Below are 14,165 nucleotides of genomic sequence, written 5' to 3'. Positions count from 1 at the left end.
CCTTGACGGAGGTGAGGGCCATGTCCAGACTGTTGTCCAAACAAGGGGCGCGGGATCTGCTTTTGGGGGTGGGGCTGGTGGCGGCCACCCTGGCGCTGCTGCTCTATCCCCAGGCGTCCATGGAGGCGGCCCGTACCGGCCTGAAGCTGTGCGGCAACGTGATCATCCCCTCCCTGTTCCCCTTTTTCGTGCTCTCCTCCCTGGTGGTGGAGTTGGGGCTGGCGGGCTACCTGGGCCGGCTGCTGGAGGGGCTGATGCGGCCCCTGTTCAACGTCAGCGGAGCCTGCGCCTCCGCCTTCGCCCTGGGCTTTATCGGCGGCTATCCGGTGGGGGCCACCACGGCCATCGGCCTGTACCGCAACGGCATGTGTACCAAGACCGAGGCGGAGCGGCTGCTGGCCTTCTGCAACAACTCTGGCCCCGCCTTCATCCTGGGGGTGGTGGGCGCGGGTGTGTTCGCCAGCAGCCGGGTAGGGGTGCTCCTCTGCGCCGCCCACGCCCTGGCCTCGGTGTGCATTGGGATCCTGTTCCGCTTCTACGGCCGCCGGGAGGAGGGGCGGCGGGGCGGGACGGCGCCCCCCTTCAAGGCCCAGCGGTTTACCGCCGCCTTTACCGGGGCGGTGAAAAATTCCTTCCTCTCCACCCTGAATATCTGCGCCTTTGTGGTGTTTTTCACGGTGGTGATCCAGATGCTGGTGACCTCCGGCTTTCTCCCCGGCCTGGCCAAGGCGCTGGGGACGGTCCTGGCCCCCTTCGGCATGACGGCGGAGTGGGCCCAGCGGCTGCTCACCGGCGTGGTGGAGATCTCCTCCGGGGTGTGGACCCTGTCGGGGGACGGCACCCTCACCGGACGGCTGACCATGGCGGCCTTTATGCTGGGGTGGGCGGGCATCTCCGTCCACTGTCAGGTGCTCTCCTTTCTGGGGGACAGCGGCCTGTCCCCCCGCACCTACCTGATGGGCAAGCTGCTCCACGGCGGCCTGGCCGCCTTGTTCACCGCCGGTCTGGCCCGGGTGGTACCTCTGGACGCGGAGGTATCCGCCTACCTGGCCCAGCAGGTGGCCGACATCGCGGACACCGACTTCTCCAGCGCCCTGGTTTTGTCGGTGGTGTGCGCCTGGGTGGTGTTCCTGTTCTTTTTCCTGGTGGCGGCGGCAGCGGCCAGAAAAGGCCTTGGCAAGCGGCGGCGCTCCATGCTATAATGGTAAGCAGAAAAGGGAGGCGTTGTCCCATGCTGTTTCAAAAGAAAATCGAGCCCCGCTGCGCCTACTGCAAGCGTGGAACGCCGCTGGAGGGGGAGCAGATCCTCTGCCCCAAGAAGGGTGTGGTGACCCCCGCCGGGAGCTGCCGGTCGTTCCGGTACGACCCGCTCAAGCGGGTGCCGCCCCTGCCCACGGCCCCGGATTTCAGCGCCCTTAAAGATGAAGATTTCAAACTATAACCAGCTGTTTGACCCCGACGGTACGCCGCCGGGGTCTTTTTTTGCGCGTTTTTGCCCGCAAGGGCCTGCATAATCCGTCCATTGCCTGACATACTAACCCCATCAAGGAAGAAACAGGGGGCGCCCATGGAACGATTTCAGCTGAAAACAGCCATTTCCTTTGGCAACGACGCTCTGGCCGCTCTGGAGGAGCTGGCCGGGCAGCGGGTGATGGTGATCACCGACGATTTTCTGGCCCGGTCCGGCCTGCTGGACCAGGTGCTGGCCCGTCTGAAGGGCTGCACCGTGGAGAAGTACACCGACGTGGTCCCCGACCCGCCGCTGGTGATGGTGGCCCAGGGGGCCCGGAAGCTGGCCAACTTCAAGCCCCAGGCGGTGGTGGCCTTTGGGGGCGGCTCGGCCATGGACTGCGCCAAGGCCATGGTGGAGTTCGGCAAGAAGATGGGGGCGCCGGGGGAGATCCGGGTGTACGCGGTGCCCACCACCGCCGGCACCGGGTCGGAGGTCACCTCCTTCGCCGTGCTCACCGACAGCGAGAAGGGGGTCAAGTACCCCCTGGTGGACGACAGCCTGCTCCCCCACCAGGCGGTGCTGGACCCGGGCTTTCTGAAGGGGGTGCCCCCGGCGGTGACGGCGGACACCGGCATGGACGTGCTGGCCCACGCCGCCGAGGCCTACGTGGCCAACAAGGCCACGGTGTACACCGACGCTCTGGCGGAGAAGGCCTTTGTGCTGGCCTTCCAGAACCTCCGCCCCGCCTATGATGCCAAGGGGGAGAGCGAGGCCAAGGCGGACATGCTGCTGGCCTCCAACCTGGCGGGGATGGCCTTCAACGCCGCCGGGCTGGGGCTGTGCCACGGCATGGCCCACGCCCTGGGGGGCCGCTACCACGTGCCCCACGGGCGGCTCAACGCCATGCTCCTCCCCCATGTGGTGGCCTTCAACGCCGCCCAGCCCCAGGCCGCCAAAAAATACGCCCGCCTGGCCCAGCTGTGCGGCCTCTCCCCCACCAGCCGGTCCCTGATCTTCGGCCTCAACCGGCTGCGCAGCCAGCTGGGCCAGCCCCAGCGGCTATCCTCCTGCGGGGTGGACGGCAAGACCGTGAAGGCCGACTCCGACGCCATCGCCGCCGCCGCCCTGGCCGACCTGTGCACCCCCTCCAACCCCAGGCCCGCCACCGCCCAGGACGTGAAGGGCCTGCTGAAGGAGCTGGTCTGATGGGAGAGCAGCTGCTCTCGGTGGGCATCGACATCGGCACCAGCACCACCCAGCTGATCCTGTCCCGGCTCACCCTGGAGAACCGGGCCGCCCCCTTCACGGTGCCCCGGGTGGCCATCTCGGACCGGCAGGTGCTCTACCGCTCGGATATCCACTTCACTCCCCTGCTGTCCGATACCGTCATCGACGCCGCCGGGGTACGGAACATCGTGGCCGGGGAGTACCGCAAGTCGGGCTTCTCCCCCGCTCAGGTGGACACCGGGGCGGTGATCATCACCGGGGAGACCGCCCGGAAGGAGAACGCCCGGGAGGTGCTCTCCGCCCTGTCGGAGTTTGCCGGGGATTTCGTGGTCGCCACCGCCGGGCCCGACCTGGAGTCCATCCTGGCCGCCCGGGGAGCAGGGGCGGACGAATACTCCAAGGAGCATCACACCACCGTATTACACTTTGATATCGGCGGCGGCACCTCCAACCTGGCCAAATACGCCCACGGGGAGCTGCTGTCCACCGGCTGCCTGGACGTGGGCGGGCGGCTCATCAAGCTGGACCCCGGCGGGCGGGTGACCTACGTGTCGCCGGTGCTGGCCCGGGCCGGGTGCCCCGCCCCGGCGGTGGGGGAGCTGGCCACGCCGGAGGGGCTGGCCCCCGTCATTCAGATCATGGTGGAGGCCCTGGAGCAGGCGGCAGGCCTGCGGCCCGGCCGGGACCGGTTGGACGCCTTTCTCACCCAGGGCACCAGCTGGACGGCAGAGGCCGTCCCGGTGGTGTCCTTTTCCGGGGGTGTGGCCGACTGCATCTACCACCCGCCGGAAAACTGGCTGGCCTATGGGGATATTGGGGTGCTGCTGGGGAAGGCCATCGCCGCCTCCCCGGCCTTTCAGCGAGTGGGCCGGTTCCAGGGTGCGGAGACCATCCGGGCCACGGTGGTGGGGGCGGGGAGCCACGCCACCGACCTGTCCGGCTCCACCATTTTCTACCGGGATATTACCTTTCCCCTGAAAAGCCTGCCTATTCTCAAGCTGACCGCCCGGGAGGAAACCGGCACGGCGGAGGAATTGGCGGAGCGCATTGTGGACAAACTGGGCTGGTACGCCGATCAGGAGGGGCTGACCCAGCTGGTGCTGGCCCTCCGGGGGGAGCAAAATCCCAGCTACGCCCGGGTGCAGGAACTGGCCCAGGGTGTGGTCCGGGGTCTGGAGCCTCTGCGCCGGGCGGGCTTTGTGCCCATTGTGGCGGTGGAGGCCGACCAGGCCAAGGTGCTGGGGCAGGCCATGGCCGCCCTGTGCACCGGCCCCCTGCTCTGTCTGGACGGGGTGGGGGTGGACAACGGGGACTATATGGACATCGGGGCCCCGGTGGCCGGGGGCACGGTATTACCTGTTGTTATCAAAACCATTGCATTTCACAAATCGTAGCCGCAAAGGAGCGATCACATGATACTCAAGACCAAGCTGCTGGGGCATGTCTACGAATTCAAGTCGGTGAAAGACGCCCTGGCCAAAGCCAATGAGGAGAAGTCGGGGGATCGGCTGGCGGGGATCGCCGCCGAAAACGCCGAGGAGCGGGTGGCGGCCAAGGTGGTGGTGGCCAACCTGACCCTGGCCGACCTGCGCAACCACCCCGCCGTCCCCTATGAGGAGGACGAGGTCACCCGCATCATCCAGGACGACGTGAACGAGAAGATTTACGACCAGATCAAGAACTGGACGGTATCCGAGCTGCGGGAGTGGTTATTGGCAGAGAACCACGACGGGGACGCCATCCGGTGGGTGAGCCGGGGGCTGACGGCGGAGATGATCGCCGCGGTGACCAAGCTGATGAGCAACATGGACCTGATCTACGCCGCCAAAAAGATCAAGGTCACCGCCCACTGCAATACCACCATCGGCCTGCCGGGCACCCTGTCCTGCCGGCTCCAGCCCAACCACCCCACCGACGACCCGGACGGCATCCTGGCCTCCCTGCTGGAGGGGCTGACCTACGGGGCGGGGGACGCGGTGCTGGGCCTGAACCCGGTGGACGACAGCGTGGAGAGCGTGCGCCGGGTGCTGGACCGGTTCCACGAGGTGCGCAACCGCTGGAACATCCCCACCCAGATCTGCGTGCTGGCCCACGTCACCACCCAGATGGAGGCAGTGCGGAAGGGGGCCCCCTGCGACCTGATCTTCCAGTCTATCGCCGGATCCCAGAAGGGCAACGAGGCCTTCGGTCTGGACGGCAGGCTCATTGAGGAGGCCCGTCAGCTGGCCCTGAAGGAGGGTACCGCCGTGGGGCCCAACGTGATGTACTTTGAGACTGGCCAGGGCTCTGAGCTCTCCTCCGAGGCCCACCACGGGGCGGACCAGCTGGTGATGGAGGCCCGGTGCTACGGCTTTGCCAAGCGGTTCCAGCCCTATCTGGTAAACACGGTAGTGGGCTTCATCGGCCCGGAATATCTGTACAACTCCAAGCAGGTGATCCGGGCGGGACTGGAGGACCACTTTATGGGCAAGCTCACCGGCATCCCCATGGGGTGCGATGCCTGCTACACCAACCACATGAAGGCCGACCAGAACGATATCGAGGACCTGGCGGTGCTCCTCACCGCCGCCGGATGCAACTATTTTATGGGCATCCCCCACGGGGACGACGTGATGCTCAACTACCAGACCACCGGCTTCCACGAGACCGCCGCCCTGCGGGAGATCTTCGGCCTCACCGCCATTCCCCCCTTCCAGCGCTGGCTGGAGGACATGGGCTTTGTGGAGAACGGCAAGCTGACCGCCCTGGCGGGGGACGCGTCGGTGCTGCTGGCATAAGGAGGTTTTGCGCTTGAACGAACAAGAACTGCGCTCCCTGGTGGAGCGGATGGTGCTGGAGCTGGCGGGGCAGGAGCCGGTGAAAACCGCCCAACCCTCCCACGCCCCGGCGGAGCCCTCCAGCGGCTGCCTGGAGGACATCACCCAGACCGACCTGCGGGGGCAGTATCTGGTCCAAAACCCCCGGAATGAAACGGCCTTTCGGGAGCTGAAGAAAAAGACCCCCGCTCGCCTGGGCCTGGGCCGGGCGGGGGCCCGGTACCGCACCCTGTCCATGCTGCGGATGCGGGCCGACCACGCCGCCGCCCAGGACTCGGTGTTCTCCCACGTGCCCGACGAATTCGCCCCCCAGAACGGCTTTACCCCCGTCCAGACCCTGTGCCAGAGCAAGGACGAATACTTGACACGCCCGGACCGGGGCAGGCGGTTTGACGAGCAGAATCAGGCCATCATCAAAAAAACATTTGGCTCCAATCCCAAAATCGCCCTGGTGGTGGGGGACGGACTCAGCTCCGCCGCCATCGAGGCCAACGCGGTGGACTGCCTCCAGGCCATCCGGGCGGGGCTGAAGGCCTACAGCCTGGAGGGCGGCCCGGTGCTCTATGTGAAGTACTGCCGGGTGGGGGCCTCCGACCACATCGGGGACCTCACCGGGGCGGAGGTGGTGTGCATGCTGGTGGGAGAGCGGCCGGGGCTGGTGACGGCGGAGTCCATGTCCGCCTACCTGACCTACAAGCCCCACATCGGCATACCCGAGTCCAAGCGGACGGTGATCTCCAACATCCACAAGGGGGGCACCACCGCCGTGGAGGCAGGGGCCCACATCGCCGAGCTCATCAAGACCATGCTGGACAAAAAGGCCAGCGGCATCGACCTGAAGGGGTGAGGATATGACGGGAGATCTGATCCAGGCCAGCGTACTGGCCGCCCGCACCATCGCCAACGTCAGCGAGACGCTGGCCAAAAAGCTGGGCCTGCCCAACGGATACCGCTCCATCGGCCTCATCACCGCCGACAGCGACGACGTGACCTACTGCGCCCTGGACGAGGCCACCAAGACGGCGGCGGTGGAGGTGGTGTACGGCCGCTCCCTGTACGCCGGGGCGGGCAACGCCTCCACCAAACTGGCGGGAGAGGTCATCGGCATCCTGGCCGGGCCCAACCCGGCGGAGGTGGAGTCCGGCCTGCGCGCCTGCGCCGACTTTATGGAGAGCGGGGTGGGCTTCCGCTCGGCCAATGAGGACGACTCCATCGTCTACTTCGCCCACACCGTCTCCCGGACGGGCTCCTACCTGTCCAAGGTGGCGGGCATCCGGGAGGGGGAGGCTCTGGCCTACCTGATCGCCCCGCCCCTGGAGGCCATTGTGGGGCTGGACGAGGCCATGAAGGCCGCCGACGTGGAGCTAGTGACCCTGTTCCAGCCCCCCACCGAGACCAACTTCGGCGGTGGGCTGCTCACCGGCACCCAGAGCGCCTGCGATGCGGCGGCGGCCGCCTTTTCCGAGGCTGTAAAAGCGGTGGCCGCCCGACCCAAGGAGGTGTAACAGCATGGAATTTGACAAGGATCTGCGCTCCATTCAGGAGGTACGGGACCTGCTGACCCAGGCCCGCCGGGCCCAGAACGCCCTGGCGGCCATGAGCCAGGAGGACCTGGACCGGATCACCGCCGCCATCTCCGCCGCCGGGGCGGAGCACGCCGCACGTCTGGCGGCCATGGCGGCGGAGGAGACCGGATTTGGGAAAAAAGAGGACAAGGAGATCAAAAACCGCTTTGCGGCGGTGAGCTTGTATGAGGCCATCCGGGACCAGAAGACCCACGGCATCCTCCATGAGGACAGAGAACACCGGACGGTGGATATCGGGGTGCCGGTGGGGGTAGTGGCCGGGCTGGTGCCCTCCACCAACCCCACCTCCACGGTGATCTACAAGGCCATGATCTGCCTGAAGGCGGGCAACCCCATTATCTTCTCCCCCCACCCCAGCGCGGTGGGCTGCATCCTGGAGACGGTGAAGGTCATCCGCCAGGCGGCGGAGCGGGCGGGAGCCCCCACCGGCAGCATCTCCTGCATCACCACCCCCACCATTGAGGCCACCAATACCCTGATGCGCCACGATATCACCCGTTTGATCCTGGCCACCGGCGGGGCGGCCATGGTGAAGGCGGCCTACTCCTCCGGCACCCCCGCCATCGGCGTTGGGGCGGGCAACGGCCCGGCCTATATCCACCACACCGCCAACGTGGAGCAGGCGGTGAAGCGGATTCTGGACTCCAAGACCTTTGACAACGGCACCATCTGCGCCAGCGAGCAGAGCGTCATCATGGAGGCCCGGATGGAGCCGGCGGTAAAGGCCGCCCTCCGCTCTCAGGGGGCCTACCTGCTGGACGAGGAGGAGACAAAGCAGCTCTCCCGGTTCATCCTGCGCTCCAACGGCACCATGAACCCGGCCATCGTGGGCAAGAGCGTGGAGACGGTGGCCAAGCTGGCGGGGCTGACCCGGGTGCCCGCCTCCGCCCGGGTGCTGGTGGCCCGGGAGACCGGGGTGGGCAAGGGCCACCCCTACTCCAGCGAGAAGCTGGGGCTGATTTTGGCCTGCTATGTGGAGCCGGATGAGGAGGCGGTGCTCCGCCGGTGCGTGGAGATCCTGGAGTGGGAGGGGGCGGGCCACACCTTCGCCATCCACACCGAGGACGAGGCCGTGGCCAAGAAATTCGCCGCCGCCGTCCCCGCCAGCCGGGTGCTGGTGAACACCCCCGCCTCCCTGGGGGGCATCGGGGCCACCACCTGCCTGTTCCCCGCCCTCACCCTGGGTTGCGGAGCGGTGGGTGGCTCCTCCAGCTCCAACAACATCGGCCCTCTGGACCTCATCAACATCAAGCGGGTGGCCTGGGGGGTGAAGGAGCTGGAGCAGCTCCGGGGCCAGGCTGGTTCCGCCAGCCCCTACACCGTGGATGACAGCCTGCTGGACCGGCTGGTGGAGCAGATCATGGGGAGGCTGAAGTGACATGAGCGAGGTCAACGCCGAGGGCGTGCTGATGGACCCCAAGGAGAGCATCCTCCGGGAGGTCCAGGCCCTCACCGACTCCCTGGCCGCGCCGCCCCCCGAGCCTCCGGCCCCCGGGGCGGCCAAACCGAAAGCAAAATCTTCCCCCAAGGCAGGGGCCGCCAAGGCGGCTCCCAAACAGAAAGGAGAACACAAGATGGCAAATACAAACGCACTGGGTATGGTAGAGACCAAGGGACTGGTGGGGGCCATTGAGGCCGCCGACGCCATGGTGAAGGCCGCCAACGTCCAGCTGGTGGGCAAGGAGCAGGTGGGCGGCGGTCTGGTGACCGTCATGGTCCGGGGGGACGTGGGGGCGGTGAACGCCGCCACCGACGCGGGGGCCGCCGCCGCCGAGAAGGTGGGCGAGCTGATCTCCGTCCACGTCATCCCCCGGCCCCACGCCGAGGTGGACCACATTCTGCCCCATGGCGAGGGGATGAGCGAGTAAATGGAGCTGCTCACCCGCGAGGATGTGCGCCGGATGTCGGACAACGGGACCCGGGGGCCGGTGGTGGTAAACAAGGGCCAGACCCTCACCCCCGGGGCCAGGGACTGGCTGGCCGCCCACAAGGTCCAGGCGGTGTATCCCCAGGGGCGGGAGGAGGGGAACCTCCCCTCCCCCGCCGTGTACCGCACCCCCTCCGGCGCCACCCTCACCGAAAAACCGGAACACATGACCCATCTGAAGGGCAATATCCTGGTGCCCAAGGACCACCCCCGCATTGCCTTTCGGGGGATGATCGACGCGCTGGAGGCGGAGACCCTGCTGACCCAGCGGGCGGCGGCGGACTATCCAAAGCTGGTGGCCGAACTGGAGGAGGTGCTCTCCTTCGTGCGCAACTTCATCCGGTGCGACGTGCTGGACGAGCCTTTGCAGGAGGTCAGGCTGTGCGGCTACAGCGCCGCACAGCTGCGGGAGTACTCCCACTACCCGGACAAACATCTGGGCCAGCCCCACTTTCTCCCGTCCCACACCGACTCCCCCGCTCTGCTGGCGGTGAACCGGCTGCGCACCCTGGTGCGGCAGACCGAGCTGTCCGCCTACGCCGCCTTTAAAGACGCCGACGGAGCGGTGACCCGGGGGGACATCATCCTGGGCCTCAACCGGCTCAGCTCCCTTATGTGGATCATGATGTGCAAGCTCAAGGGGGGACAATATGAGCGCCATTAGTACCCTTTCGCTGGAACATCTGGCGGAACAGATCGTCCGGCGGTTGACGGTGGAGGTGGAGGCCAGCGGCCGCCACGTCCACCTGTCCCGGGCCCATGTGGAGGCCCTGTTCGGGCCAGGCTACCGGCTCAACCGGGTAAAGGACCTGTCCCAGCCGGGGCAGTTTGCCTGCGCCGAGCGGGTAACCCTGGTGGGACCCAAGGGCATTTTGCAGAACGTGGTGGTGCTGGGCCCCGAGCGGGAGGAGAGCCAGGTGGAGATCTCCCTCACCGACGGCGTTGCCCTGGGGCTCACGCCGCCGGTGCGGCTGTCGGGGGACATTGCGGGCACCCCCGGCCTCACCATCCGCCACGGGGACCGGCTGGTAACCCTGGACCGGGGGCTCATCGCCGCCAAGCGGCACATCCACATGACCCCCGCCGACGCCGCCCGGTTCGGGGTGGAAAACGGCCAGGAGGTGCGCCTGCAGGCCTTTACCGCCCGGCCGGTGGTCTTTGAGGGGGTGGAGGTGCGCATCTCCCCCAAATTTGCCACCGCCGTCCACATCGACTACGACGAGGCCAACGCCTGCGGCTTCCAAAAGGGCGACCGGGGCATGATTTTGCCGTGAGGCTGGAATGGCGGGGTTCCACGCTGGTGATCACCTGGCTGCCGGTGGACTGCATGGGCCGTCTGGCGGCCCTGGCCCCCGGCAGTCCGGGGGAGACCGAGGTGCTGGCCGCTCTGCTGGCCGGGGCCCGGGTGTGCCTGGACCGGCGGGCCATGGAGTACCGCCGCTACCGCCGCACCGCGCCGGCGGGGATTTACCGCCGCTGTCTCTCCCTGGAGCGGCGGCTGAGGGAGATGGGCGTCTGTGTTATTGGGACAAGTGGCCGGTAAGGTATGGGCCACCAAAAAATCCCCCGCCCTCACCGGCCAGACCTTTCTGACGGTGGAGGTGGGGGAAACCACCCTGGTGTGCGCCGACTGCGTGGGGGCCGGGGAGGGCGAGCGGGTGCTCATCGCCACCGGCGGAGCCGCCCGGGTGGCGGCGGGTGAACATATCCCCGTGGACGCCGCCATCGTGGGCATTATCGACCCGTAAGGAAAAGAAAGGGGACATGCTTGAATGTCCATCAACGAGATCATCGTCTACCTGATGGTGGTGTTCATGGCTCTGGGGGCCATCGACCGGATCATCGGCAACCGCTTCGGGCTGGGCGAAAAATTTGAGGAGGGCATCCTGGCCATGGGCTCCCTGGCCCTGGCCATGGTGGGCATCATCTGCCTGGCCCCGGTGCTGGCCAATCTGCTGCGGCCGGTGGTGGTGCCCTTCTACCAGTTTTTGGGCGCCGACCCGGCCATGTTCGCCGGCACCATTCTGGCCAACGACATGGGCGGCGCCCCCCTGGCCCAGGAGCTGGCCCTCACCCCCGAGGCCGGGCAGTTCGGCGGGCTCATCGTGGGCTCCATGCTGGGCCCCACCATCGTGTTCACCATTCCGGTGGGCCTGGGCATCATTCAGGCGGAGGACCGGCCCTGTCTGGCCACCGGCGTACTGGCGGGTGTGATCACCATTCCCATCGGCAGCTTTGTGGGGGGCCTCATCGCCGGGTTCCCGGTGGGCATGGTGGTGCGCAACCTGCTGCCCATCGTGCTCTTTGCCGTCCTCATCGCCCTGGGGCTGGCCTTCATCCCCAACGGCATGGTAAAGGGCTTTCAGGTGTTCGGCAAGCTCATCGTAGTCATCATCACCATCGGCCTGGCGGTGGCCATCATCCAAAAGCTCACCCCCCTCACCCTCATTGAGGGCCTTAACCCCATTGAGGAGGGCATCTCCATCGTGGGGGATATCGCCATTGTGCTGGCGGGGGCCTTCCCCCTGGTGTTTGTCATCACCAAGGTCTTTCAAAAGCCCCTGATGAAGCTGGGGCATCTGCTGGGCATGAACGACGTGGCGGCGGCGGGCCTGGTGGCCACCCTGGCCAACAACATCCCCATGTTCCAGATGCTCCACGACATGGACCGCCGGGGTAAGATCATCAACGTGGCCTTCGCGGTGTCGGCGGCCTTTGTGTTCGGCGACCACCTGGGCTTTACGGCGGGCTTTGATGCCACCATGATCTTCCCCATGATCGTGGGCAAGCTGGTGGGGGGAATCACCGCGGTGGCGGTGGCCATGTTCCTGACTCGAAAGGAGGCGCAGCATGGATAGAGCGCAGTTGGAAGCCATCATCCGCCAGGTGCTCGCCGAGCACCTGGCGGGCGGCGTTCAGTCGGTGAAGGTGCCGCAGCTGGCGGTGACGGAGGAGCACCGGATGAACACCGGCAATCCGGGGGATCAGGTGTACACCCGGGACCTGTTCACCCTGGAGCAGTCCCCCCGGCTAGGTGTGGGCATCATGGAGATGCGGGACACCACCTTCCCCTGGACCCTGAATTATGACGAGATGGACTATGTCATCAGCGGGCGGCTGGAGATCCGCTGCAGCGGCCGGACGGTGTCCGCCGGGCCGGGGGAGCTCCTCTATATCCCCAAGGGCAGCGGGATTGAGTTCTCGGTCACCGGCCACGCCCGGTTTCTCTACTTCGTCTACCCCGCCGACTGGCAGAACCAACAGTAAGGGGGCATACCCTGGGACAAACCTGCATATAGATCCAACAGTTACCCAAAACAAGCAGGAGCGTGGATGGATATGCAGAGTGGTTGGAATGAAAACCGGGCGCTGCTCCGGGGCACCGCGGCGGCGGACCCGGTGTGGTCCCATGAGACCCACGGCGTGGTATATGAACTGTTTCCCCTGGAGGTGCTGCGGCTGTCTGGCTCGGCGGACCGCATCAACATCATCGCCCCCCGGACGCTGCTGGAGCACTGTCCGGTGCGGGCGGGGATGCCCCTGGAGGTGGAGGGGGAGGTGCGCTCCTTCAACAACAAGAGCGGGCGGGGCAGCCGGCTGGTCATCACCCTCCACGCCCGCTCCCTCCGGCCGGGGAACGGCCCGGACGAAAACCGCCTGGTGCTGGCGGGGGTACTGTGCAAGCCGCCGGTGCTCCGCCGCACCCCCCTGGGCCGGGAGATCTGCGATCTGATGCTGGCGGTGAACCGGCGGTACGGGCGGGCGGACTATCTGCCCTGCATCGCCTGGGGAGCCCTGGCCCGGTGCTGTGGGGAGCTGGGTGTGGGGGACGGCCTGCGGCTGGACGGCCGGTTTCAGAGCCGGGACTATCATAAGGTGGAGCAGGGGATCACGGAAAAGCGCACCGCCTATGAGATCTCGGTGATGCACCTGGAGCCCATGCCCGGGGAGTGCGCCCCCTTGCGCGCCGCCGCCAAATCCGATATCATATAGGAAGAGAAAAAAAGAAGGGCGGAGATACATATGGAGATCCTGGTGGTGGACGGCCAGGGGGGTCGGATCGGGCAGCAGCTGGTGCGGGCCATTCTGGCCCGGTTTCCCGGGGTGGAGGTGCGGGCGGTGGGTACCAACAGCATGGCCACCGCCGCTCTGCTGAAAGGGGGCGCGGCCCAGGGGGCCACGGGGGAGAACGCCCTGATGGTGGCCTGCCGGAAGGCGGACGTGATTCTGGGGCCCCTGGGCATCGTCATTGCCGACGCGCTGATGGGGGAGATCTCCCCGGCCATGGCGGCGGTGGTGGGACAGAGCCCGGCCAAGAAGATCCTGATTCCCATGAACCAGTGCGATATTTTCGTCTCCGGCGTGTCCGAGGGGCCGGTGTCCCGTCTGCTGGAGGGTGCGGTGGATCAGCTGGGCCGCCTGCTGGAGGGATAACCCGCAGCAAGTCAAAAGGGGGCTGCCGCAATCCGTTGCGGCAGCCCCCTTTTCATGCCAGGCCCAGCAGCCGGGCCACAGTAGCCACGCAGAAGCACAGCCCCACCCCCACTCCAGTGGGTAAGAGGACCGCCAGCAGCGTCCACTTCACGCTGCCGCTCTCCTTTGCGATGGAGAGGCAGGTGGTGGAGCAGGGCCAGTGGAACAGGGAGAACAGCAGGGTACACACCGCCGTCAGCCAGGTCCAGCCGTTGTCGGTCAGCAGCCGGTGGAGGGCGCCCAGGCCCTCCGCCTCCTGAATGGTGCCGGTGGAGAGGTAGGCCATGATGGCGATGGGGATGACGATTTCGTTGGCGGGAAAGCCCAGGATAAAGGCGGCCAGGATCACCCCGTCCAGCCCGATGAGCCGGGCGAAGGGATCCAGGAATCCGGTGATGTGGTCCAAGACGGTGACGCCCCCCACCGTCACATTGGCGCACAGCCAGATTACCAGCCCCGCCGGGGCGGCCACCGCCGCCGCCCGGCCCAGGACAAAGATGGTGCGGTCCAGGATGGAGCGCACCACCACCTGCCCTACCCGGGGCCTGCGGTAGGGGGGCAGCTCCAGGGTAAAGGAGGAGGGCACCCCCTTCAATACGGTGGCGGAGAGGAAACGGGAGACCTGGAAGGTGACCGCCACCCCCAGCACGATCACCCCCGTCAGCAGCAGGGCGGCCCACAGC

Annotated in this window: 18 protein-coding genes; 17 read left to right on the top strand and 1 reads right to left on the bottom strand. The window is 66.9% G+C overall.

What is annotated here, in order from left to right; translation table 11 throughout:
* Positions 1-20 precede the first annotated feature (20 nt).
* The 17 genes from B5F88_RS09375 to B5F88_RS09295 all read left to right on the top strand — a co-directional run bounded on the left by B5F88_RS09375 (position 21) and on the right by B5F88_RS09295 (position 13,443).
* On the top strand, positions 21-1,202 hold the full coding sequence (locus B5F88_RS09375; RefSeq protein ID WP_087344849.1) for a nucleoside recognition domain-containing protein: 1,182 nt from the start codon (positions 21-23) through the stop codon (positions 1,200-1,202).
* A 29-nt stretch (positions 1,203-1,231) separates the two neighbouring features.
* Positions 1,232-1,441 carry a hypothetical protein gene (locus tag B5F88_RS09370; RefSeq protein WP_087344846.1) on the top strand — a complete coding sequence of 70 codons (210 nt, stop codon included), beginning with the start codon at positions 1,232-1,234 and terminating at the stop codon, positions 1,439-1,441.
* A gap of 126 nt (positions 1,442-1,567) precedes the next feature.
* Positions 1,568-2,659, top strand: coding sequence for a 1-propanol dehydrogenase PduQ (locus B5F88_RS09365; RefSeq protein ID WP_087344843.1), 1,092 nt, complete (start codon positions 1,568-1,570; stop codon positions 2,657-2,659).
* On the top strand, positions 2,659-4,074 hold the full coding sequence (locus B5F88_RS09360) for an ethanolamine ammonia-lyase reactivating factor EutA (protein ID WP_087344840.1): 1,416 nt from the start codon (positions 2,659-2,661) through the stop codon (positions 4,072-4,074). Before B5F88_RS09365 ends, B5F88_RS09360 begins: the two co-directional genes overlap by 1 nt.
* Positions 4,075-4,092: 18 nt before the next feature.
* Positions 4,093-5,457 carry an ethanolamine ammonia-lyase subunit EutB gene (locus B5F88_RS09355; RefSeq protein ID WP_087344837.1) on the top strand — a complete coding sequence of 455 codons (1,365 nt, stop codon included), beginning with the start codon at positions 4,093-4,095 and terminating at the stop codon, positions 5,455-5,457.
* Between the two features lie 13 nt (positions 5,458-5,470).
* Positions 5,471-6,343 carry an ethanolamine ammonia-lyase subunit EutC gene (gene eutC / locus B5F88_RS09350; protein WP_087344834.1) on the top strand — a complete coding sequence of 291 codons (873 nt, stop codon included), beginning with the start codon at positions 5,471-5,473 and terminating at the stop codon, positions 6,341-6,343.
* Between the two features lie 4 nt (positions 6,344-6,347).
* The gene (eutL, locus tag B5F88_RS09345; RefSeq protein WP_087344832.1) at positions 6,348-7,001 is read left to right on the top strand and encodes an ethanolamine utilization microcompartment protein EutL; all 654 of its coding nucleotides are present in this window, start codon (positions 6,348-6,350) and stop codon (positions 6,999-7,001) included.
* A gap of 4 nt (positions 7,002-7,005) precedes the next feature.
* Positions 7,006-8,460 carry an acetaldehyde dehydrogenase (acetylating) gene (locus B5F88_RS09340; RefSeq protein WP_087344829.1) on the top strand — a complete coding sequence of 485 codons (1,455 nt, stop codon included), beginning with the start codon at positions 7,006-7,008 and terminating at the stop codon, positions 8,458-8,460.
* Positions 8,461-8,656: 196 nt separating this feature from the next.
* Entirely contained in the window at positions 8,657-8,950 is a 294-nt protein-coding gene (locus tag B5F88_RS09335) for a BMC domain-containing protein (protein WP_087344928.1), read from the top strand.
* Positions 8,951-9,673 carry an ATP-binding protein gene (locus B5F88_RS09330; RefSeq protein WP_087344826.1) on the top strand — a complete coding sequence of 241 codons (723 nt, stop codon included), beginning with the start codon at positions 8,951-8,953 and terminating at the stop codon, positions 9,671-9,673. It begins immediately after the preceding gene.
* A complete protein-coding gene (locus B5F88_RS09325; RefSeq protein WP_343286464.1) occupies positions 9,669-10,283 on the top strand; it encodes a phosphate propanoyltransferase in 615 nt (204 codons plus the stop codon). Before B5F88_RS09330 ends, B5F88_RS09325 begins: the two co-directional genes overlap by 5 nt.
* The gene (locus B5F88_RS09320; protein WP_087344820.1) at positions 10,280-10,552 is read left to right on the top strand and encodes a hypothetical protein; all 273 of its coding nucleotides are present in this window, start codon (positions 10,280-10,282) and stop codon (positions 10,550-10,552) included. Before B5F88_RS09325 ends, B5F88_RS09320 begins: the two co-directional genes overlap by 4 nt.
* A complete protein-coding gene (locus B5F88_RS09315; protein ID WP_087344817.1) occupies positions 10,527-10,757 on the top strand; it encodes a EutN/CcmL family microcompartment protein in 231 nt (76 codons plus the stop codon). The genes B5F88_RS09320 and B5F88_RS09315 overlap by 26 nt, the downstream gene beginning before the upstream one ends.
* Before the next feature lie 24 nt (positions 10,758-10,781).
* Positions 10,782-11,867, top strand: coding sequence for an ethanolamine utilization protein EutH (gene eutH, locus B5F88_RS09310; protein ID WP_087344814.1), 1,086 nt, complete (start codon positions 10,782-10,784; stop codon positions 11,865-11,867).
* Positions 11,860-12,276 (top strand): cupin domain-containing protein, encoded by a 417-nt coding sequence (locus B5F88_RS09305; protein WP_087344811.1) that lies wholly within the window; start codon positions 11,860-11,862, stop codon positions 12,274-12,276. Before eutH ends, B5F88_RS09305 begins: the two co-directional genes overlap by 8 nt.
* Positions 12,277-12,348: 72 nt before the next feature.
* A complete protein-coding gene (locus B5F88_RS09300) occupies positions 12,349-13,002 on the top strand; it encodes a single-stranded DNA-binding protein (RefSeq protein ID WP_242959707.1) in 654 nt (217 codons plus the stop codon).
* 30 nt (positions 13,003-13,032) lie between these two features.
* Positions 13,033-13,443, top strand: coding sequence for a DUF3842 family protein (locus B5F88_RS09295; protein ID WP_087344806.1), 411 nt, complete (start codon positions 13,033-13,035; stop codon positions 13,441-13,443).
* 52 nt (positions 13,444-13,495) lie between these two features.
* Here B5F88_RS09295 and B5F88_RS09290 read toward each other — a convergent pair.
* A partial coding sequence (locus tag B5F88_RS09290; protein WP_242959705.1) for a nucleoside recognition domain-containing protein occupies positions 13,496-14,165 on the bottom strand: 670 nt, incomplete at its 5' end.

It is taken from the genome of Flavonifractor sp. An306 (assembly GCF_002159455.1).
GTDB lineage: Bacteria > Bacillota > Clostridia > Oscillospirales > Oscillospiraceae > Flavonifractor.
Note: the sequence above shows the minus strand (reverse complement) of the source record. Positions and strands in the feature narration are given on the sequence as shown.

Coding starts and splice junctions, on each gene's coding strand:
- B5F88_RS09375 (WP_087344849.1), top strand. CDS start 21: ATGTCCAGACTGTTGTCCAAACAAGGGGCGCGGGATCTGCTTTTGGGG.
- B5F88_RS09370 (WP_087344846.1), top strand. CDS start 1,232: ATGCTGTTTCAAAAGAAAATCGAGCCCCGCTGCGCCTACTGCAAGCGT.
- B5F88_RS09365 (WP_087344843.1), top strand. CDS start 1,568: ATGGAACGATTTCAGCTGAAAACAGCCATTTCCTTTGGCAACGACGCT.
- B5F88_RS09360 (WP_087344840.1), top strand. CDS start 2,659: ATGGGAGAGCAGCTGCTCTCGGTGGGCATCGACATCGGCACCAGCACC.
- B5F88_RS09355 (WP_087344837.1), top strand. CDS start 4,093: ATGATACTCAAGACCAAGCTGCTGGGGCATGTCTACGAATTCAAGTCG.
- eutL (WP_087344832.1), top strand. CDS start 6,348: ATGACGGGAGATCTGATCCAGGCCAGCGTACTGGCCGCCCGCACCATC.
- B5F88_RS09340 (WP_087344829.1), top strand. CDS start 7,006: ATGGAATTTGACAAGGATCTGCGCTCCATTCAGGAGGTACGGGACCTG.
- B5F88_RS09335 (WP_087344928.1), top strand. CDS start 8,657: ATGGCAAATACAAACGCACTGGGTATGGTAGAGACCAAGGGACTGGTG.
- B5F88_RS09330 (WP_087344826.1), top strand. CDS start 8,951: ATGGAGCTGCTCACCCGCGAGGATGTGCGCCGGATGTCGGACAACGGG.
- eutH (WP_087344814.1), top strand. CDS start 10,782: ATGTCCATCAACGAGATCATCGTCTACCTGATGGTGGTGTTCATGGCT.
- B5F88_RS09305 (WP_087344811.1), top strand. CDS start 11,860: ATGGATAGAGCGCAGTTGGAAGCCATCATCCGCCAGGTGCTCGCCGAG.
- B5F88_RS09300 (WP_242959707.1), top strand. CDS start 12,349: ATGCAGAGTGGTTGGAATGAAAACCGGGCGCTGCTCCGGGGCACCGCG.
- B5F88_RS09295 (WP_087344806.1), top strand. CDS start 13,033: ATGGAGATCCTGGTGGTGGACGGCCAGGGGGGTCGGATCGGGCAGCAG.